The organism is Streptomyces sp. NPDC001068 (assembly GCF_042897315.1).
Taxonomy (GTDB): domain Bacteria; phylum Actinomycetota; class Actinomycetes; order Streptomycetales; family Streptomycetaceae; genus Streptomyces.
The window spans coordinates 621527-641028 of sequence record NZ_JBIAYD010000001.1 but is presented as its reverse complement, the minus strand read 5'-3'; the positions used below and the strand labels follow the sequence as shown (position 1 = coordinate 641028).

General features: G+C 71.7%; 16 protein-coding genes. 14 read left to right on the top strand and 2 right to left on the bottom strand.

The genetic code is table 11. The features are described 5' to 3' along the window. The first annotated feature begins 45 nt into the window (after nucleotides 1–45). From ACFY3I_RS02780 to ACFY3I_RS02750, 7 genes are all read left to right on the top strand, one after another. The gene (locus ACFY3I_RS02780; RefSeq protein ID WP_365295099.1) at nucleotides 46–888 is read left to right on the top strand and encodes a nitrilase-related carbon-nitrogen hydrolase; all 843 of its coding nucleotides are present in this window, start codon (nucleotides 46–48) and stop codon (nucleotides 886–888) included. After that, nucleotides 885–2168: an aspartate aminotransferase family protein gene (locus ACFY3I_RS02775; RefSeq protein ID WP_390859022.1), complete on the top strand. Its 1284-nt coding sequence runs from the start codon at nucleotides 885–887 to the stop codon at nucleotides 2166–2168. Before ACFY3I_RS02780 ends, ACFY3I_RS02775 begins: the two co-directional genes overlap by 4 nt. A 174-nt stretch (nucleotides 2169–2342) precedes the next feature. After that, entirely contained in the window at nucleotides 2343–3926 is a 1584-nt protein-coding gene (locus ACFY3I_RS02770; protein WP_390859021.1) for a PucR family transcriptional regulator, read from the top strand. Between the two features lie 155 nt (nucleotides 3927–4081). After that, complete coding sequence (locus ACFY3I_RS02765) at nucleotides 4082–4924, top strand: nitrilase-related carbon-nitrogen hydrolase (RefSeq protein WP_365295297.1); 843 nt, start codon at nucleotides 4082–4084, stop codon at nucleotides 4922–4924. Between the two features lie 130 nt (nucleotides 4925–5054). After that, the gene (gene hydA, locus ACFY3I_RS02760) at nucleotides 5055–6458 is read left to right on the top strand and encodes a dihydropyrimidinase (RefSeq protein ID WP_365295299.1); all 1404 of its coding nucleotides are present in this window, start codon (nucleotides 5055–5057) and stop codon (nucleotides 6456–6458) included. A gap of 11 nt (nucleotides 6459–6469) precedes the next feature. Continuing rightward, entirely contained in the window at nucleotides 6470–7489 is a 1020-nt protein-coding gene (locus ACFY3I_RS02755; RefSeq protein ID WP_390859020.1) for a TIGR03842 family LLM class F420-dependent oxidoreductase, read from the top strand. 132 nt (nucleotides 7490–7621) lie between these two features. Beyond that, on the top strand, nucleotides 7622–9148 hold the full coding sequence (locus tag ACFY3I_RS02750) for an NCS1 family nucleobase:cation symporter-1 (protein WP_390859019.1): 1527 nt from the start codon (nucleotides 7622–7624) through the stop codon (nucleotides 9146–9148). Between the two features lie 22 nt (nucleotides 9149–9170). Here ACFY3I_RS02750 and ACFY3I_RS02745 read toward each other — a convergent pair whose 3' ends face one another. Both ACFY3I_RS02745 and ACFY3I_RS02740 read right to left on the bottom strand, forming a co-directional pair. Next, complete coding sequence (locus tag ACFY3I_RS02745; protein WP_390859018.1) at nucleotides 9171–9851, bottom strand: hypothetical protein; 681 nt, start codon at nucleotides 9849–9851, stop codon at nucleotides 9171–9173. 237 nt (nucleotides 9852–10088) lie between these two features. Then, complete coding sequence (locus ACFY3I_RS02740; protein WP_365295307.1) at nucleotides 10089–10367, bottom strand: GlsB/YeaQ/YmgE family stress response membrane protein; 279 nt, start codon at nucleotides 10365–10367, stop codon at nucleotides 10089–10091. A 232-nt stretch (nucleotides 10368–10599) separates the two neighbouring features. Between ACFY3I_RS02740 and ACFY3I_RS02735 the strand changes: the two genes are divergently transcribed. The 7 genes from ACFY3I_RS02735 to ACFY3I_RS02705 all read left to right on the top strand — a co-directional run bounded on the left by ACFY3I_RS02735 (nucleotide 10600) and on the right by ACFY3I_RS02705 (nucleotide 19497). Next, the gene (locus tag ACFY3I_RS02735) at nucleotides 10600–10962 is read left to right on the top strand and encodes a metalloregulator ArsR/SmtB family transcription factor (protein WP_365295309.1); all 363 of its coding nucleotides are present in this window, start codon (nucleotides 10600–10602) and stop codon (nucleotides 10960–10962) included. Between the two features lie 236 nt (nucleotides 10963–11198). Then, nucleotides 11199–12902 carry an LCP family protein gene (locus ACFY3I_RS02730; RefSeq protein WP_390859017.1) on the top strand — a complete coding sequence of 568 codons (1704 nt, stop codon included), beginning with the start codon at nucleotides 11199–11201 and terminating at the stop codon, nucleotides 12900–12902. A gap of 215 nt (nucleotides 12903–13117) precedes the next feature. Beyond that, nucleotides 13118–14914: a gamma-glutamyltransferase family protein gene (locus tag ACFY3I_RS02725; RefSeq protein ID WP_390859016.1), complete on the top strand. Its 1797-nt coding sequence runs from the start codon at nucleotides 13118–13120 to the stop codon at nucleotides 14912–14914. Nucleotides 14915–15028: 114 nt separating this feature from the next. Then, on the top strand, nucleotides 15029–15877 hold the full coding sequence (locus tag ACFY3I_RS02720) for an inositol monophosphatase family protein (protein WP_390859015.1): 849 nt from the start codon (nucleotides 15029–15031) through the stop codon (nucleotides 15875–15877). Nucleotides 15878–15963: 86 nt separating this feature from the next. Further along, the gene (locus ACFY3I_RS02715) at nucleotides 15964–17373 is read left to right on the top strand and encodes a phytoene desaturase family protein (RefSeq protein WP_390859014.1); all 1410 of its coding nucleotides are present in this window, start codon (nucleotides 15964–15966) and stop codon (nucleotides 17371–17373) included. Beyond that, the gene (locus ACFY3I_RS02710) at nucleotides 17370–17915 is read left to right on the top strand and encodes an O-acetyl-ADP-ribose deacetylase (protein WP_390859013.1); all 546 of its coding nucleotides are present in this window, start codon (nucleotides 17370–17372) and stop codon (nucleotides 17913–17915) included. The genes ACFY3I_RS02715 and ACFY3I_RS02710 overlap by 4 nt, the downstream gene beginning before the upstream one ends. 103 nt (nucleotides 17916–18018) lie before the next feature. Continuing rightward, complete coding sequence (locus ACFY3I_RS02705) at nucleotides 18019–19497, top strand: AlkA N-terminal domain-containing protein (RefSeq protein WP_390859012.1); 1479 nt, start codon at nucleotides 18019–18021, stop codon at nucleotides 19495–19497. Nucleotides 19498–19502 lie beyond the last annotated feature (5 nt).

The following is a 19502-nucleotide window of genomic DNA, read 5'->3' as shown; positions in this document are numbered from 1 at the left end:
AGGAGGCTTACTTTCGACCCTCTACGGGCGTAGAAGGAGCAGCTCATGGCCAACGTCGTACGCGCCGCTCTGGTCCAGGCCACCTGGACCGGCGACACCGAGTCCATGGTGGCGAAACACGAGGCGCACGCCCGGGAGGCGGCCCGGCAGGGTGCGAAGATCATCGGATTTCAGGAAGTCTTCAACGCCCCCTACTTCTGCCAGGTCCAGGAACCCGAGCACTACCGCTGGGCCGAGCCGGTCCCCGACGGTCCCACGGTCCGCCGGATGCGGGAGCTGGCCCGCGAGACCGGCATGGTGATCGTGGTCCCGGTGTTCGAGGTCGAGCAGTCCGGGTTCTACTACAACACCGCCGTCGTGATCGACGCCGACGGCAGCGTCCTCGGCAAGTACCGCAAGCATCACATCCCGCAGGTCAAGGGCTTCTGGGAGAAGTACTACTTCAAGCCCGGGAACGCCGGCTGGCCGGTCTTCGACACCGCCGTCGGCAGGGTCGGCGTGTACATCTGCTACGACCGCCACTTCCCCGAGGGCTGGCGGCAACTCGGCCTCAACGGGGCTCAGCTGGTCTACAACCCGTCGGCCACCTCGCGTGGTCTCTCGGCCTACCTCTGGCAGCTGGAGCAGCCCGCGGCCGCCGTCGCCAACGAGTACTTCGTCGCCGCCATCAACCGGGTCGGCCAGGAGGAGTACGGCGACAACGACTTCTACGGCACGAGCTACTTCGTCGATCCGCGCGGGCAGTTCGTGGGGGAGACCGCGAGCGACAAGGACGAGGAACTCGTCGTCCGGGACCTCGACTTCGACCTGATCGACGAGGTACGCCAGCAGTGGGCCTTCTACCGTGACCGCCGTCCCGACGCCTACGAAGGGCTGGTACAGCCGTGAACGACCTCTTCGCCCGCCACCGTCAGGTCCTGCCCGACTGGCTGGCCCTCTACTACGACGAGCCGCTGGAGATCACCCACGGCGAGGGCCGGCACGTCTGGGACACGGACGGCAACCGCTACCTCGACTTCTTCGGCGGCATCCTCACCACGATGACCGCGCACGCCCTCCCCGAGGTGACGAAGGCGGTGAGCGAGCAGGCCGGGCGGATCATCCACTCCTCCACGCTCTACCTCAACCGTCCGATGGTCGAACTGGCCGAACGGGTAGCCCACTTGAGCGGGATCCCGGACGCCAGGGTGTTCTTCACCACCTCCGGCACCGAGGCCAACGACACCGCCCTGCTGCTCGCGACGACCTACCGCCGGACCAACACCGTCCTGGCGATGCGCAACAGCTACCACGGCCGCTCCTTCAGCGCCGTCGGCATCACCGGCAACAGGGGCTGGTCCCCGACCGCCCTCTCGCCGCTGCAGACGCTCTACGTCCACGGCGGCGTCCGCACCCGCGGCCCGTACGCCGAACTCAACGACCGTGACTTCATCGCCGCCTGCGTCGACGACCTGCGCGATCTCCTCGGCCACACCCGTCCTCCGGCGGCGCTGATCGCCGAGCCCATCCAGGGCGTCGGCGGCTTCACCTCCCCGCCCGACGGGCTGTACGCGGCCTTCCGCAAGGTCCTACAGGAGCAGGGCATCCTCTGGATCGCCGACGAGGTGCAGACCGGCTGGGGCCGCACCGGCGAGCACTTCTGGGGCTGGCAGGCGCACGGCCAGAGCGGCCCGCCGGACATCGTCACCTTCGCCAAGGGCATCGGCAACGGCATGTCCGTCGGCGGCGTGATCGCCCGCTCCGAGATCATGAACTGCCTGGACTCCAACAGCATCTCGACGTTCGGCGGTACCCAGATCACCATGGCGGCGGGCCTCGCCAACCTGTCGTACCTCCTCGAACACGACCTCCAGGGCAACGCCCGCCGGGTGGGCGGCCTGCTCATCGAACGCCTCCGCTGCGTCGCCGCCCAACTGCCCGGCGTGCGGGAGGTCAGGGGCCGCGGCCTGATGATCGGCGTCGAACTGGTCAAGCCGGGCACGGACGAGGCCGACCCCAAGTCCGCGTCGACCGTGCTGGAGAGCGCCCGCGAGGCCGGCCTCCTGATCGGCAAGGGCGGCGGCCACAACACGAGCGCGCTGCGCATCGCCCCGCCGCTGTCCCTGACGGTGGCCGAGGCGGAGGAGGGCGCGACGATTCTCGAACAGGCCTTGAGGAGCGCCTACTAGGCGCTCCGCCGTGTGCCGGCTGCGGCGCCGTCGTTGCTGGTCGCGCAGTTCCCCGCGCCCCTAAAAGCAGGGGGTTGCGCACCACACCGAATGTTATGTGGCCGGGCACAGCCCGCCAAAACCCCACCGGCCCGCAGCCTCCGAACGCACCGCACCGACCAAGGGACACACAAGATGACCGCCACTTGGGATCCCCCCAACACCACAGACACCCCCATACTGTCGGTCCGTCAGATCCTGTCCCTGGAGCGGGTCCTCGCCGGAGACCCCGAGGTGGTCGCCGGAGCCGCGCACCTCGACCGCCCCGTCCGCTGGGTGCACGTCGCCGAGGCCCCCGACGTCGGCGTCATGCTCACCGGCGGTGAGATGGTCCTCACCACCGGCGTCCTGCTGGCCGGCGACCCCCACAAACAGGCCGACTACATCCAGTCCCTGTACCGGGCCGAGGCCGCCGCGGTCGTCCTCGGGCTCGGCCGGGCCTTCCCGGCCCCGCCCGACGCCATGCGCCGCGCGGCGGACCGGTGCGGCCTGCCACTGGTGGTCATGCACCGCCCCTTCCCCTTCGCCGAGCTGACCGAGGAGGTCCAGTCCCGCCTGGTGCGCCGCAAGTTCGCCGCGGTCAGCCTCTCCGAGGCGGTCCGTACCGCCCTCACCGGGCTCATCACCGCCGGCGCCCCCCTGCAACGCCTCCTCGACGAGGTCGCCGTGCACAGCGCCTGTCCCGTCGTCGTCACCAACCTCGCCCACCGGGTCCTGGCCACCGCGGGGGAGCGGTCGGCCGTGGACGACGTGCTGCGGGACTGGGAGCGCATCGCCCGGCAGGCCGGCGGCGGCGAGGGCGACGGCTGGATCCGCGCCGAACTCGCCGGCCGGGGTGAGCGGTGGGGAGAGATCATGCTCTGCGGGTACCGGGGCGACACCGCCACCGGGCGGCTGCTCGCCGACCGCGGCGCCGAGGCCCTCGTCCTGCACCGCATGCTCGGCGGCGGCGCCGCGCGCAGTTGGGAGGAGCAGTCCGCGCAGGGCCTGCTGACCGACCTGGTCTCCGGGGTCGTACCGGCCCGTCAACTGCTGCCCCGGGCCCGGGCGGCCGGACTGCCGGTCAACCGGCGGACCTTCGTCCCCGTCGTCGTACGCGACGCCGAACCGGCGCAGGTGGAGCGGATCCTGCGCCTGCTGGGGCTGCCCGGACTCGTCGCCGAACTGACCGAACGCGTCACCGCCGTCCTGCTCAGCCTCGCCCGTGACCAGGACGCGGACGCCCTCGCCACGCACTTCGCCCTCCGGCTGCACGACGAGACGCCGCGGCCGCACGCGGTGGTGGCCGCGGCCTGCCCCCGCACCGGCTGGGACGAGGTGCCCACCGGCCTGCGCGAGGCGCGGCACGTGGCCGACGCCGTGGCCGACTCCTCGGCCGCCCTGGACCTGCCACCCGTCGTGCGGCTCAGGGACGTACACCTGCGGGGCCTGATCCGGCTGCTCCGCGACGACCCGCACGTCCAGGCCTTCGCCGAGCGCGAGCTGGACGGACTGCTGTGTCCGGTCGGTACCGACCAGGACCTCCTCGCCGTCCTGCGGACCTACCTCGCCACCGGGCGCAACAAGTCCCGTACCGCCCAGCTTCACCACGTCTCGCGGCCCGCGCTGTACCGCCGCCTGGAGGCGATACAGAGCAGGCTCGGCGTCGACCTGGACGACTTCGAACAGGCGGCCTCCGTGCACATCGCGCTCCTCTCACATGACGCGCAACAGGGGTGAAACATGCGACGACCTGGGAAAACGGCGGGGAAACATGAGTCGGCGCACGCGTGACACGGTGACACGGGGAACGCCCGCAGACGTGACACACCGGTACTCAAAGCCGGCCCCCGGACTTCCTAGGCTCCTCGCACACCGAGCGACCGGAGGTCCCGATGAGCCGAGTGATTCGCGCCGCCCTGTTCCAGACCGCCTGGACCGGCGACAAGGAGTCGATGATCCGGGTCCACGAGCAGGCGGCCCGCGACGCGGCCGCGCAGGGCGCCCAGGTCCTGTGCTTCCAGGAGCTGTTCTACGGACCCTACTTCTGCCAGGTCCAGGACAAGGCGTTCTACGAGTACGCCGAGCAGGTGCCGGACGGCCCGGTCGTCCAGCGTTTCCAGTCCCTCGCACGGGAGCTGGGCATCGTCCTGATCCTGCCGGTGTACGAGGAGGAGCAGCCCGGCGTCCTCTACAACACCGCGGCCGTGATCGACGCGGACGGCTCGTACCTCGGCAAGTACCGCAAGCACCACATCCCGCAAGTGCCGGGATTCTGGGAGAAGTTCTACTTCCGCCCGGGGAACGCCGGCTGGCCCGTCTTCGAGACCGCGGTCGGGCGGATCGGCGTCTACATCTGCTACGACCGGCACTTCCCGGAGGGCTGGCGGGCCCTGGGCCTCGCGGGCGCCGAGATCGTCTTCAATCCGTCGGCCACCTCACGCGGGCTCTCCCGCTACCTCTGGCAGTTGGAGCAGCCGGCGGCGGCCGTCGCCAACGAGTACTTCGTCGGCGCGATCAACCGGGTCGGGGTCGAGGACCTCGGCGACAACGACTTCTACGGGACCTCGTACTTCGTGGACCCGGAGGGCCAGTTCGCCGGCGAGGTGGCCTCCGACAAGGAGACCGAACTCGTCGTCCGCGACCTGGACCTGGCCAAGCTGCGCGAGGTCCGCGACCGCTGGCAGTTCTTCCGGGACCGCCGGCCCGACGCGTACGGCCCGATCACGGCTCCCTGACAAGCAGACGGCGGGTTCCGCGCCCCCGCAGGGGCGCTGGGGGTACCCCCGGCCGCAGGCCGGGGGAGGAACCACGCGACCAGCCACAGACGACCGGTACCTTCCCGACAACCGAACGGAGCGTGAACCCATGACCGGCCGCACCCTCATCCACGGCGGTCTCGTCATCACCGCGTCCGACGAGATCCACGCGGACGTCCTGATCGAGGACGGCCGTATCGCCGCCCTCGCCGCCTCCGGAACCCCCGCCGCCGAGACCTTCACCGCCGAGCGCACCATCGACGCCACCGGCAAGTACGTCATCCCGGGCGGTGTCGACGCCCACACCCACATGGAACTGCCGTTCGGCGGCACCTTCGCCTCCGACACCTTCGAGACCGGCACCCGGGCCGCGGCCTGGGGAGGCACGACGACGATCGTCGACTTCGCCGTGCAGAGCGTCGGGCACGGTCTGCGCGAGGGGCTCGACGCCTGGCACGCCAAGGCCGAGGGCAACTGTGCGATCGACTACGGCTTCCACATGATCGTCTCCGACGTGAACCAGGACACGCTCAAGGAGATGGACCTGCTGGTCGAGGAGGGGGTGACCTCCTTCAAGCAGTTCATGGCCTACCCCGGGGTCTTCTACTCCGACGACGGCCAGATCCTGCGCGCCATGCAGCGCTCCGCCGAGAACGGCGGCCTGATCATGATGCACGCCGAGAACGGCATCGCCATCGACGTACTGGTGGAACAGGCGCTGGCCCGCGGCGAGACCGACCCCCGCTACCACGGCGAGGTCCGCAAGGCGCTCCTGGAGGCAGAGGCCACGCACCGCGCCATCAGGCTCGCCCAGGTGGCCGGAGCGCCGCTCTACGTCGTCCACGTCTCCGCGATGGAGGCGGTGGCCGAGCTGGCGCGGGCGCGCGACGAGGGGCTGCCGGTCTTCGGCGAGACCTGCCCGCAGTACCTGTTCCTGTCGACCGACAACCTCGCGGAGCCGGACTTCGAGGGCTCGAAGTACGTGTGCAGCACCCCGCTTCGTCCCAGGGAGCACCAGGCCAAGCTCTGGCAGGGCCTGCGCACCGACGACCTCCAGGTGGTCTCCACCGACCACTGCCCGTTCTGCTTCGTGGGCCAGAAGGAACTGGGCCGCGGCGACTTCTCGAAGATCCCCAACGGCCTGCCCGGCGTCGAGAACCGCATGGACCTGCTCCACCAGGCGGTCGTCGACGGACACATCACGCGCCGCCGCTGGATCGAGATCGCCTGCGCCAACCCGGCCCGGATGTTCGGCATGTATCCGAAGAAGGGCACCATCACCCCCGGTGCCGACGCCGACGTCGTCATCTACGACCCGCACGCCGAGCAGGTCGTCTCCGCCGAGACCCACCACATGAACGTCGACTACTCGGCGTACGAGGGGAGGCGGCTCACCGGCCGGGTCGAGACGGTCCTCTCACGCGGCGAACCCGTCATCACCGAGCGGGAGTACACCGGACACGCCGGGCACGGCGTCTACACCCCGCGCTCCACCTGTCAGTACCTCACCTAGGAGTGGCGCCCATGGACTTCGGACTCGTCCTGCAGACCGACCCGCCGGCCTCCCGTGTCATCAGCCTGATGAAGCGGGCGGAACGCAACGGGTTCTCGTACGGATGGACCTTCGACTCCGCCGTGCTCTGGCAGGAGCCGTTCGTGATCTACAGTCAGATCCTCGCCAACACAGGCAAGCTGACGGTCGGACCGATGGTCACCAACCCGGGCACCCGCACCTGGGAGGTCACCGCCTCCACCTTCGCCACCCTCAACGACATGTTCGGCAACCGCACGGTCTGCGGCATCGGCCGCGGCGACTCCGCGATGCGGGTGGCCGGGCGCAAGCCCAACACCCTCGCCCGGATCAGCGAGGCCATGAAGGTCATCCGGGCGCTGGGCCGGGGCGAGGAGGCGGACCTCGGCGGCACGGTGATCCGCTTCCCGTGGATCCGGCCCGGTGCCGAACTCCCCGTCTGGATGGCCGCGTACGGCCCGAAGGCACTCAAGATGACCGGTGAGGAGGCCGACGGCTTCATCCTCCAGCTCTCCGACCTCTACCTCACCGAGTACATGGTGAAGGCGGTGAAGGACGCGGCGACGGCCGCCGGACGTGACCCGTCCGAGGTCAGGATCTGCGTCGCCGCCCCGGCCTACGTCACCGAGGACGACTCGCCCGAGGCGCTGGCCCACGCCCGCGACCAGTGCCGCTGGTTCGGCGGGATGGTCGGCAACCACGTGGCCGACCTGGTCGCCAAGTACGGCGAGCACTCCGCCGCCGTCCCCGACGAACTCACCGACTACATCAAGTCCCGTCAGGCCTACGACTACGCGCACCACGGGCGCAGCGGCAACCCCGACACCGAGTTCGTCCCCGACGAGATCGTCGACCGGTTCTGCGTCGTCGGACCGGTCGAGAAGCACATCGAGAAGCTGAACGCCCTGCGCGAGCTGGGCGTCGACCAGTTCGCCGTCTACGACATGCACGACGCGCAGGAAGCCACCATCGACGCCTACGGGAGCAAGGTCATCCCGTCCGTCAACGGCTGATCCGCACCCAACGGTTGATCTCCCCCTTCCCGCCGTCCCGGGAAGGGGGCCCCGGCGCACCCCCCGCCCGCCCCTCCGGACGCCACCCGCACGGCCTGTCTTCCGTCCCCTCTCCTCCTGATTGGCCTGCCCATGACCGACACCGCACCCACGGCCATACCGCCGTCCGGACAAGTGACCACCTCCGACGGGCGCGTCGAGCTCGCCCCGGGCTCCCCGTCGCCGACCGGCCCCTACGCCAACGCGGACCTGCTCCCGGTCCCCGTCGAGAAGCGCACCTGGACCACGTACAACTTCTCCGCCCTCTGGGTCGGCATGGCGCACAACACGGCGTCCTGGACCCTGGCCTCCGGGCTGATCGCGGTCGGCATGGACTGGAAACAGGCCGTGTTCACCATCGCCCTGGCCAACCTGATCGTCCTCGTGCCCATGCTGCTCACCGGGCACGCCGGACCGAAGTACGGCATCCCCTTCCCGGTCTTCGCCCGCGCCAGCTTCGGGATACGCGGCGCCAACCTCCCTGCCGTCGTAAGGGCGTTGGTGGCCTGCGGCTGGTTCGGCATCCAGACCTGGATCGGTGGCGAGGCGATCTACTTCCTGGCCGGCAAGCTGATCGGCGACAGCTGGGCGAACGCCTCGCACGTCGGCGGCTACGCCTGGACCATGTGGCTGTCGTTCGCGCTCTTCTGGGTGCTGCAGGTCGCCATCATCTACCGGGGCATGGAGACCATCCGACGGTTCGAGAACTGGGCGGCGCCGTTCGTGATCGTCGGCGCGGTGGTCATGCTGATCTGGATGAGCGACAAGGCCGGCGGTCTCGGCCCGCTCTTCGACCAGCCCTCCAAGCTCGGCTGGGGCGGCGGCTTCTGGAAGATCTTCTGGCCCTCGCTGATGGGGATGATCGGCTTCTGGTCGACGCTGTCGCTGAACATCCCCGACTTCACCCGGTACGGCAGGAGCCAGAAGGCGCAGACCTGGGGGCAGGCCCTGGGGCTGCCGACCACCATGACGCTGTTCGCGTTCCTGTCGGTCCTGGTCACCTCCGGTTCGCAGGCCGTCTACGGGCAGCCGGTCTGGGACCCGGTCCAGCTGGCCGCCAAGACCGACAACGTGGTCGGACTGCTCTACGCCCTGGTCACCGTCCTGGTCGCGACCCTGTCCGTGAACATCGCCGCCAACCTGGTGTCGCCCGCCTTCGACTTCTCCAACATCGCGCCCCGGAAGATCAGCTTCCGCACCGGCGCGCTGATCACCTCGGTCCTCGCGGTACTGATCTTCCCCTGGAAGCTGTACGCCGACCCCCAGGGCTACATCTTCACCTGGCTCGGCCTGGTCGGCGGACTGCTCGGCACGGTCGCCGGCATCCTCATCGCGGACTACTGGCTGCTGCGCCGCACCCGCCTCGACCTGACCGACCTGTACCGCACGGGCGGCCGCTACTGGTACGACGGCGGCTGGAACTGGCGGGCGGTCCTCGCCTTCCTGGTGGGAGGCGTCCTCGCCGTCGGCGGTGCCAGTTTCAAGCCGCTGATCGACGGACGTCCGATCCCGGCGCTGTCCCCGCTCGCCGACTACGGCTGGGCGGTGGGCCTCGGTACGTCCCTGGTGCTGTACGTGGGGCTGACCCTGCTCACCGGGCGCACGTCCGAAGAGGCCTGAGCGCGAAGGGCGGCCGGTTCGGCTACCGGCTGCCCTTCAGCGCGGTCACCGCGGCCTTCGCCGCCTTGATCGCGCCCTTGTTGATCTCGTCCGTGTCCGGCGCCTTCTTGTTCTCGAAGTCGCTGCCGTTGTACGTGACGACCACCAGCGCGTTGGAGACCTGGGCCATGACCACGCCCTCCCGGGTCTGCTGCTTGTCCTCGGTGGTGAGGTTGACCACCGAGTAGCCGCCGTCGCCGAGCCCCGGCACGGCCCCGCCGCCGCTCTTCTCCGCGACCCGCTCCTTGTACTCCTTGGCCGCCGCCGCGTCCGTGTCCATGATCTCGAAGGAGACGTCGAGCCAGCGGTAGTCGAACCCCTTGAGCGCGTTCCAGGAGCAGGTGCGGCGCAGCTTGGTGTCCGTGGAGGGGATCTCCTTGCCGGCCGTCTTCGCGCCCGGCACCAGCGACTTGATGGTGGCCACGGGGATGCTGCCGCAGGGCGCGGGCGCCCCGGCGTACGTCTTGACGGCCGTCGAGGAGGTCGCGGAGGACGACGGGGCGTCGCTCGCGGACTGGCCGGCCGTCTGCTGGGACGAGGTGGCACCGGAGGTGTCGGCGGACGTCTTGGCGGGACCCGACGACATCGCCCAGCCCGCACAGGCGAGCACGGCGACCGGCGTCAGGCGCGCGGTGAGGGCGAGTGGCAGTGGTAGAGAACGCAAGTCGCACTTCTCGTGGGGGACGGTGTGCCGAGGTGTCCACACTGCGGACGGGACGCCAGTGTCACACGACTGTCCGCGGGGTGGAAGTGGAATCGGTGCTCTGCCTGTAGGGCAGGCGGCGACGCCCTGTTGACGGGGTCCGCGGGGCCGTCCCCGTACATCCGGAATGTCATGTGACCGCGGTCCGGGTACTTCCGGAATGTCGTGACTGCGGCCGGGCGGGAAGGGTGACCGGAGTCACCGCCGCGCGCGGTCGCGGGAGTCGCCGAACAGCAGCCGGTAGGCGATGAGGAGGACCAGGGAGCCTGCGACGGCGGCGCCCCAGGTGTAGAGGTCGAAGAACTGCTTCTCCACCGGGCGGTCGAGGAAGCGGGCCGAGAGCCAGCCGCCGAGGAAGGCGCCCGCGATGCCGATGAGGGTGGTGCCGATCAGGCCGCCCGGGTCCCGGCCGGGCAGCAGGATCTTGGCGATGGCTCCGGCGAGGAGGCCGAGGATGATCCAGCTGATGATGCCCACGTTCGTTGTCCTCCCGGTAGGGATGGCGTCCTGTTCAGTTGCCTTGTTGCGCAAGCTTATGAACGGCGAGGACCCCTGGCGGCGCCTGACGCCGAGCCGTCGATGATCTGTCACCGGGTCATGACAATGCGGAGAACGTGTGGCGGACATTCCGGGGAGGCGGTGCGGGGGAGGGTGACCGTCCGCCTACACTGAGTGCACTTCTGGGCGGCGGTGGGGGAGGGAGCGGGCTGTGGAGGAGCACATCGGTGGTGTCGCGGACCCCTCCGACGGGGTGCTGACGGAGGCGGCGGCGGTGTTCGGGCTGCTCGCCTCGCCGGCCCGGCTGCACCTGGTGTGGGCGCTCTCCCAGGGCGAGAGCGACGTGTCGTGCCTCGCCGACCGGGTCGGGGGCGCCCTGCCCGCGGTCAGCCAGCACCTGGCCAAGCTCAAGCTCGCCGGGCTCGTGCGGTCCCGCCGGGAAGGCCGCCGGCAGATCTACTACGTGGACGATCCGGACATCGTGACCGTGGTACGGGTGGCCGTCGGACAGCTGACCGCCCGCTCCTACCAGCCTCCCGCGCCGTTGCGGCGGCTGCGCGAGGCCGGGGTCTGAGGGCGCGCCGGGGCGGTCCCGACGGCGCGGGCGCTCCGGGGGCGCGCGATGGTTCCCGGACGTTGCCATGAGATCACTCACCTGTGAAATGAGACGGGATCTGTGCTGCTCGGGCCGTGGGTTTGTTAGATTGCGCAATCACGCAACCCAATTGGGCCCACCTCGCGCCTGCCCGTGCACCGCCGCGTACGGGAGACCCTGACGTCGCGGGCCCAACCCGTTCATGGGAGTGGAAGATGACCGACCCGTGGGACGGCCCGGGGGGGCAGGCCACGCGGAGCCGCACCGACCGGGTGCCCGGACAGCGTGGTGCCCTGCCTGACGGGACGCGCTCGACCGGTGGCCGGGCCGCGGCCCGGCAGGCGGCCAGATCCCGTGGCGGCAAAGGTGCCCGACGCGCCAAGTCGCCCGGTCGCGGCAAGCGCGTCCTGAAGATCGTCGGGCTGGTCACCTCGGTCCTGGTCCTGGTCACGGCCGGTGCGGGCTGGTGGTTCTACCAGCACCTGAACGGCAACATCAACAGCGTCTCCCTCGACGGCAAGGGCGGCACGGAGAAGGCCGACGCGTTCGGCCGGACCCCGATCAACATCCTGGTCATCGGCTCGGACGGCCGGACCAGCTCCGCGGACTGCAAGCTCGGCGGCGGCTGCAAGACGACCGGGGTGCAGACCGGCAACGGCAACGCCGACGTCGAGATGGTCGTCCACATATCCGCGGACCGCTCCAACGCCACGGTCATGAGCATCCCCCGCGACACCATGGTCAACGTGCCGGCCTGCAAGGACAGCAAGAGCGGCCAGTCCACGTCCGGCTACTACGGGCAGGTCAACAGCGCCCTGGAGTACGGGCCCGCCTGCCAGGTCGACACCGTCCACCAGCTCACCGGCATCACCATCGACCACTTCGTCAAGCTCGACTTCTCCGGCGTGGTCAAGATGTCCGACGCCGTCGGCGGCGTCTCCGTGTGCGTCAACTCCAACGTGTACGACACCTACTCGCACCTCAAGCTGTCCAAGGGCGCCCACACCCTCAAGGGCGAGGCCGCGCTGGAGTTCGTCCGCTCCCGGCACGGCTTCGGGGACGGCAGCGACCTCGGCCGTACCGTCTCCCAGCACATCTTCCTCAGCGCGATGATGCGCAACTTCAAGAGCGCGGGCACGCTCACCGACCCCGCCGCGGTCTACAAGCTCGCCGACGCCGCCACCAAGGCGCTCACCGTCGACGACGGCCTCGGCACCGTCAAGAAGCTGATCTCGCTCGCGGCCGACGTGAACAAGGTCCCCACCAAGCGGATGACCTTCACCACCATGCAGACCGCCCCCGACCCGGCGAACGAGAACCGTGTGGTGGTGGGGGACGGCGCCAAGGACCTGTTCGCCACCATGGCCAACGACCAGTCGCTGACCACCAGTTCCGGCAAGAAGTCGTCGGCCGCCGCGGCCACCGCGAAGCCGAGGGCCACCACCCCCTCGGTGCCCGCCGGCCAGATCGCCGTGACCGTCGAGAACGGCACCGAGATCACGGGCCGTGCCTCCGCGATCGCCAACGCGCTGGTCTCCCAGGGCTTCAGCAGCGGGACGAGCACCGCCAACGCGCCGAGTTCCGCGACCACGACCACCGTGACCTACGGCAGCGGCGACAAGGGCGCGGCGCAGACCGTCGCCAAGGCGCTGGACGTGCCCGCCTCGCACGTCAAGCAGGGCACCGGCAGCGGCGTGACGCTGGTCATCGGCAGCGACTGGACGACCGGCACCAGCTACCCGGCCAAGTCCGGCGACACCAAGGCCGCCGTCTCCAACGCGAACGCCTCCACCGCCGACGACTCCAAGACCTGCGCCAAGGTCAGCCCCTACAAGACGGTCAGCCTCAACGGCGTCCCGATGACACCGGCGCAGGCCTACGCGGCGGCCGGGAACAAGCCCGACTCGGACGACGACTAGGACGTGTCCGGCGGCACGGGGCGCGGGAGACCCGCCGCGCCCCGTCACCGCCGGCCGGCCGGCTTCCCGGCAGGTCGCCCCGAGGGCGTGACACCGCCGCCGCGTGGAGTCGCCTCCGGTGGGTAGGGTGCTGCGTGACCAGGGCGAACGGAGCCGAGCCGGACCGCCCGGAACCGCTCGGCCCCGGCCGACGCGCGCTCCCACCGAGGTGACCGATGTCCTTCACCACCCGGCCCACGCTCCAGGGGACCTTCGGCATGGTGGCCTCCACGCACTGGCTGGCCTCCCAGTCGGCGATGGCGGTCCTGGAGAGCGGGGGCAACGCTTACGACGCGGCCGTCGCCGGCGCGTTCGTCCTGCACGTGGTCGAACCGCACCTCAACGGACCGGCCGGCGAGGTGCCGATCCTGCTCGCGCCGGCCGGCGGCGAGGTGCGGGTGCTGTGCGGGCAGGGCGTGGCCCCGGCCGGCGCCACCGTCGCCCACTACCGGGGGCTCGGCCTGGACCTGGTCCCCGGCACCGGACCGCTGGCCGCCGCCGTCCCCGGAGCCTTCGACGCCTGGCTGCTCCTGCTGCGCGACCACGGCACCAAGCCGCTGGACGAGATCCTGGCGTACGCCATCGGGTACGCCGAGCACGGACACCCGCCGGTGGAGAACGTCGGCGCGACGGTGGCGAGCGTCCGGGAGCTGTTCGAGACCGAGTGGACCTCCTCGGCCGAGGTGTACCTGCCCGGCGGCCGTCCGCCCCGGCCCGGCGAGCTGTTCCGCAACCCGGCGCTCGCCGCCACCTGGCGGCGGCTGCTCGCCGAGACCGCGGGCGCCGGGGACCGGGAGGCGCGGATCGACGCGGCCCGCGCGGTGTGGCGCACCGGCTTCATCGCCGAGGCGCTGGTCCGCCAGGCGGCCCGCCCCACCCTGGACACCAGCGGCGAGCGGCACACCGGCACCCTCACCGCCGCCGACCTGGCCGGCTGGTCCGCGGGCTACGAGGCCCCGGTGTCGTACGACTGGAACGGCTGGACCGTGTGCAAGGCGGGGCCCTGGAGCCAGGGACCCGCCTTCCTCCAGCAGCTGGCCCTGCTGCCGCCCGAGCTGCCCGGCCACGGTTCCGCCGACTACATGCACCTCCTGATCGAGGGCTGCAAACTCGCCATGGCCGACCGCGAGGCCTGGTACGGGGACGCGGCCGAGGTGCCGCTCGCCGAACTGCTCTCCGACTCCTACAACGCCGGGCGGCGCGGCCTGGTCGGCGCCGCCGCGTCCGGGGAGCTGCGGCCCGGCAGCCCCGGCGGGCGGGTGCCGCGGCTGCCCGCGTACGCGCGCGTGGAGGCCGCCGGCTCCACCGCCTTCGACCCGCTGGGCGCCGGTGAGCCGACGGTCGCGCAGGTCGCCTCCGACGGCGCCACCCGGGGCGACACCTGCCACCTGGACGTCGTCGACCGCTGGGGCAACATGGTCGCGGCGACCCCGAGCGGCGGCTGGCTCCAGTCCAACCCCGTCGTTCCCGAGCTGGGCTTCCCGCTGGGCACCCGGCTCCAGATGGCGTGGCTGGAGGAGGGCCTGCCGAACTCCCTCACCCCCGGCCGCCGCCCCCGCACCACGCTCACCCCGTCCGTCGCCCTGCGCGACGGGGTCCCGGTGCTGGCCTTCGGCACCCCCGGCGGCGACCAGCAGGACCAGTGGCAGCTGCACTTCTTCCTCGCCGTCGCGCTGCGCGGCGAGGTGCGCGGCGGACTCGACCTCCAGGGCGCGATCGACGCCCCCAACTGGCACAACGACAGCTTCCCCAGTTCCTTCTTTCCGCGCGGGCGCCGCCCCGCGAGCGTGACCGTCGAGTCGCGCACGGACCCCCGGGTGGTGGCGGAGCTGCGCCGGCGCGGCCACGACGTGACGGTGGGGCCGGGCTGGTCGGAGGGACGGCTGTGCGCGGTGGCCAGGGACCCCGGGACCGGGGTGCTGTCGGCGGCGGCCAACCCGCGCGGGATGCAGGGGTATGCGGTGGGGCGCTGACCTGCTGCGTCGTCCGGCGGTCCACTGATCGTCGGCACCGGTTGTTCCTCGCTATTCCATGTCCCGTACATCCGAGCGGCGAGGATTGTCAGTGACACGTGCTCTCATGGAGGCATGATCGAAGCAACGGAGACCATCGACGAGTTTCTCCTCCAGCACGCCGGTGACGTCGAGGACGCCGTCCGCAAGGCCGCCCGGACCGAGATCCTGCCGCGCTGGCGCCGGCTCGCCGACCACGAGGTCGACCAGAAGAGCGGGCCGCACGACCTGGTGACGGACGCCGACCGGCTCGCCGAGAAGTACCTCACCGGGGCGCTCGGCGCCCTGCTGCCGGGCTCCGTCGTGGTCGGCGAGGAGGCGGTGCACGCGGACCCGGAGACCTACGAGGCCCTCCGGGGCGACGCGCCGGTGTGGATCGTCGACCCGGTCGACGGCACCCGCGAGTTCGTGCGCGGCGAGGATGGCTTCTGCACCCTGGTGGCGCTCGCCCACCGGGGTGTCCTGCTCGCCTCCTGGACCTACGCCCCGGTCCGCGAGCAACTCGCCACCGCGGTACGGGGGAAGGGCGCCTACCTGGACGGCGTACGGCTGCACGCCGGGCCCCCCGCCGCCGACCGTGACCTGCGGATAGCCACCTCCCACCCGGACTACACGACGGACGCGCAGAAGCGCGCGCTGTTCGCCCTGTGGGTCGATGGTGTCGCCCCGCGCCCCTGCGGCTCGGCGGGCCTCGAGTATCTCGCCGTCGCCCGCGGGGAGTTGGACGCGACCGCGTTCTCCTGGGAGGCGGCCTGGGACCACGCGGCCGGGCTGCTCCTGGTGGAGGAGGCGGGCGGCGCCCACCTCACACTCGCCGGCGAGCCGTTCCGGATCACCGGGGACAACGTCCTGCCGTTCACCGCGGCCCGCGACGCGGCCACCGCCCAGCGGGTGCTGGACCTGCTGCAGAACCCGCACTGGTAACCCCGGACGAGGGCGGTGTCAGTCCTGCGGCATATCCTGAACCCGAGTGGCCATTCGGCTGACGAAGGGGTGCGAAGGTGCCGTCGATGCTCGATACGGTCGTGGTGGGGGCGGGACCGAACGGCCTGACGGCCGCTGTGGAGCTGGCCCGGCGCGGCTTCTCCGTCGCGGTCTTCGAGGCGCGCGACACCGTGGGCGGGGGTGCCCGCACCGAGGAGCTGACCCTGCCGGGCTTCCGGCACGACCCGTGTTCCGCCGCCCACCCGCTCGGCGTCAACTCACCCGCGTTCCGCGACCTGCCCCTGGAGCGCTACGGCCTGGAGTGGCTGCACCCCGAGCTGCCGATGGCGCACCCCTTCCCCGACGGACGGGCCGCCGTACTGGCCCGCTCGGTCGCCGAGACCGCCGCCTCCTTCGGGCCGCGCGACGCGGGCACCTACCGCAGACTGGTCGAGCCGTTCATGCCCCACTGGGACACCCTGGCCCGGGACTTCATGTCCCTGCCGCTCACCGCGCTGCCCCGGGACCCGGTCACCCTCGGGCGCTTCGGCCTGGTCGGGCTGCCGCCCGCCGCCCTGCTGCTGCGGCGCTTCCGTGACGAGCGGGCCCGAACCCTCTTCGCCGGACTGGTCGCCCATGTCATGGCCCCGCTCAGCGGCTTCGGGACCGGTGCCGTCGGCCTGGTCTTCGCACTCGCCGCGCACGCCCGCGGCTGGCCGGTGGCCCGGGGCGGCTCGCAGGCCATCTCGGACGCCCTCGCCGGCTACCTCGGGGACCTCGGCGGCGCGATCCACACCGACTACGAGGTCAAGCGCCTGGACGACCTGCCGCCCGCCCGGTCCTACGTCTTCGACACCTCGCCGACCGCCCTCGCCCGCATCGCCGGCCTCGGCAACTACTACCGGGACTACCGCTACGGCCCGGGCGTCTTCAAGATCGACTACGCGCTGGACGGCCCGGTCCCCTGGACGGCTCCGGAGGCCCGCCGCGCCGGGACGGTGCAGATCGGCGCGGACAGCGCGGAGATCGGCAGCGCCCTGCGGGCCGCCTCCCGCGAGGGGCGCGCCCCCGACCGGCCTTTCATGATCACCGTGCAGCCCGGAGTGGTGGACCCCTCCCGCGCCCCCGAGGGCAAGCAGGTCTTCTGGGCCTACGCCCATGTGCCGAGCGGCTGGACCGGGAACCTCACCGACGTGATGGAGCGTCAACTGGAGCGCTTCGCGCCGGGGTTCCGCGACCGCGTGCTGGCCCGTGCCGTCGCGGGCCCCGCCGAACTCGCGGCCCGCAACGCCAACTACGTCGGCGGCGACATCGGCACCGGTGCCGTCTCGGGCCTGCAGATCCTGCTGCGCCCCAAGCTCTCCCTGTTCCCGTACGGCACCCCGCACCCGGCCGTCTTCATCTGCTCGTCGGCGACCCCGCCCGGCCCGGGAGTGCACGGAATGTCCGGGCACAACGCCGCCAAGGCCGTCTGGAGGAGGCTGAGACAGCCATGACCCGCATCACGCTCGTCCAGGGCGACATCACCCGGCAGACCGCCGACGCGATCGTCAACGCGGCCAACTCGTCCCTGCTCGGTGGCGGAGGCGTCGACGGCGCCATCCACCGGCGCGGCGGCCCCGCGATCCTCGAGGAGTGCCGCAGGCTCCGCGCCGGCCTCCCCCACTCTCGGCTTCGCTCGAGCGGGGGGACCCCCATCGGCAAGGGCCTGCCCACCGGCCAGGCCGTCGCCACCACCGCCGGCGACCTCGACGCCCGGTGGGTCATCCACACCGTCGGGCCCGTCCACTCCGCCACCGAGGACCGCTCCGAGCTGCTGGCCTCCTGCTACCGCGAGTCCCTGCGGCGAGCCGACGAGCTCGGCGCCCGCACGGTCGCGTTCCCCGCAGTCTCCACCGGGATCTACGGCTGGCCGCTGGACGACGGCGCCCGGATCGCCGTCACGACCGTCCGGGAGACCGACACGGCCGTCGAGGAGGTCCGCTTCGTGCTCTTCGACGAACGGGCCTACCAGGCGTTCGCCGCGTGGCTGACCTGAGCGGACCCATGCCCGGCAGGAGCCGCGGAGGCCCGGAGGTCAGCGCACCTACGTGTCGGATTTCCGCCAGCACCGGCCGCCTGAGGTGGCCGATGCTGGACTCATGCAGAACGGGACGAACCTCGACCGAGAGCACTGTGTACGGGCCGTGCGGTCCAAGGACGCCCGGTTCGACGGCTGGTTCTTCACGGCCGTCCTGACCACCCGCATCTACTGCCGGCCCAGTTGCCCGGTGGTGCCGCCCAAGCCCGAGAACATGACGTTCTACCCGAGTGCGGCCGCCTGCCAGCAGGCCGGATTCCGGGCCTGCAAGCGCTGCCGCCCGGACACCAGCCCCGGCTCCCCGGAGTGGAACCAGCGCGCCGACCTGGTCGCCCGCGCCACCCGGCTGATCGCCGACGGGGTCGTGGACCGCGAGGGCGTGCCCGGGCTCGCCGCCCGGCTCGGCTACAGCGCCCGCCAGGTCGAACGCCAGCTGCTCGCCGAACTCGGCGCGGGCCCGCTGGCCCTCGCCCGGGCCCAGCGGGCGCAGACCGCCCGCCTCCTGATCGAGACGTCCGCGCTGCCGATGGCGGAGATCGCCTTCGCGGCCGGCTTCTCCTCGATCCGCACCTTCAACGACACCGTCCGCGAGGTCTTCGCGCTGTCCCCGAGCGAGCTGCGCGCCAGGGCCCCGAAGAGCGCGTCCAGCGCTCCTGGAGCGCTGTCCCTCCGGCTGCCGTTCCGCGCGCCCCTGAACCCCGACAACCTCTTCGGCCACCTGGCGGCGACCGCCGTGCCAGGCGTCGAGGAGTGGCGGGACGGCGCCTACCGGCGGACCCTGCGGCTGCCGTACGGCCACGGCATCGCCGCCCTGACCCCGAAGCCCGACCACATCGCCTGCCGGCTCACCCTCAGTGACCTGCGGGACCTGCCCGTCGCCATCAGCCGCTGCCGGCGGATGCTCGACCTGGACGCCGACCCGGTCGCGGTCGACGACCAGCTGCGCACCGATCCCGTGCTGGCGCCGCTGGTGGACAAGGCGCCCGGCCGCCGGGTGCCCCGCACCGTCGACGAGGCGGAGTTCGCGGTACGGGCGGTACTGGGCCAGCAGGTCTCCACGGCCGCCGCCCGCACCCACGCGAGCCGCCTGGTGACGGCCCACGGCACGCCGGTCGACGACCCGGAGGGCGGCCTCACCCACCTCTTCCCGGACCCCGGGGCACTGGCCGGACTGGACCCCGAGTCGCTGGCGATGCCCCGCACCCGCCGCACCACCTTCACCACCCTGGTGGGCAGGCTCGCCGACGGCACCCTCCACCTCGGCGTGGAGAGCGACTGGGAGGAGGCCCGCGCCAAGCTCCTCGAACTCCCGGGCTTCGGGCCCTGGACCGTCGACGTCATCGCCATGCGGGCGCTCGGCGATCCCGACGCCTTCCTCCCCACCGACCTCGGCGTCCGCCGGGCCGCGCTGGAGCTGGGCCTGCCCGGCACCCCGGCCGCCCTCACCGCCCGCGCGGCCGCCTGGCGCCCCTGGCGCGCCTACGCGGTCCAGTACCTGTGGGCGACCGACAGCCACCCGATCAACTTCCTTCCCGTGTAAGGACC

Bases quoted from the DNA above. Each gene is read 5' to 3' on its own strand.
- ACFY3I_RS02720 (WP_390859015.1), top strand. From the start codon at position 15,029: ATGATCGAAGCAACGGAGACCATCGACGAGTTTCTCCTCCAGCACGCC.
- ACFY3I_RS02770 (WP_390859021.1), top strand. From the start codon at position 2,343: ATGACCGCCACTTGGGATCCCCCCAACACCACAGACACCCCCATACTG.
- ACFY3I_RS02705 (WP_390859012.1), top strand. From the start codon at position 18,019: ATGCAGAACGGGACGAACCTCGACCGAGAGCACTGTGTACGGGCCGTG.
- ACFY3I_RS02750 (WP_390859019.1), top strand. From the start codon at position 7,622: ATGACCGACACCGCACCCACGGCCATACCGCCGTCCGGACAAGTGACC.
- ACFY3I_RS02780 (WP_365295099.1), top strand. From the start codon at position 46: ATGGCCAACGTCGTACGCGCCGCTCTGGTCCAGGCCACCTGGACCGGC.
- ACFY3I_RS02765 (WP_365295297.1), top strand. From the start codon at position 4,082: ATGAGCCGAGTGATTCGCGCCGCCCTGTTCCAGACCGCCTGGACCGGC.
- ACFY3I_RS02715 (WP_390859014.1), top strand. From the start codon at position 15,964: ATGCTCGATACGGTCGTGGTGGGGGCGGGACCGAACGGCCTGACGGCC.
- ACFY3I_RS02755 (WP_390859020.1), top strand. From the start codon at position 6,470: ATGGACTTCGGACTCGTCCTGCAGACCGACCCGCCGGCCTCCCGTGTC.
- ACFY3I_RS02725 (WP_390859016.1), top strand. From the start codon at position 13,118: ATGTCCTTCACCACCCGGCCCACGCTCCAGGGGACCTTCGGCATGGTG.
- ACFY3I_RS02730 (WP_390859017.1), top strand. From the start codon at position 11,199: ATGACCGACCCGTGGGACGGCCCGGGGGGGCAGGCCACGCGGAGCCGC.
- ACFY3I_RS02710 (WP_390859013.1), top strand. From the start codon at position 17,370: ATGACCCGCATCACGCTCGTCCAGGGCGACATCACCCGGCAGACCGCC.
- hydA (WP_365295299.1), top strand. From the start codon at position 5,055: ATGACCGGCCGCACCCTCATCCACGGCGGTCTCGTCATCACCGCGTCC.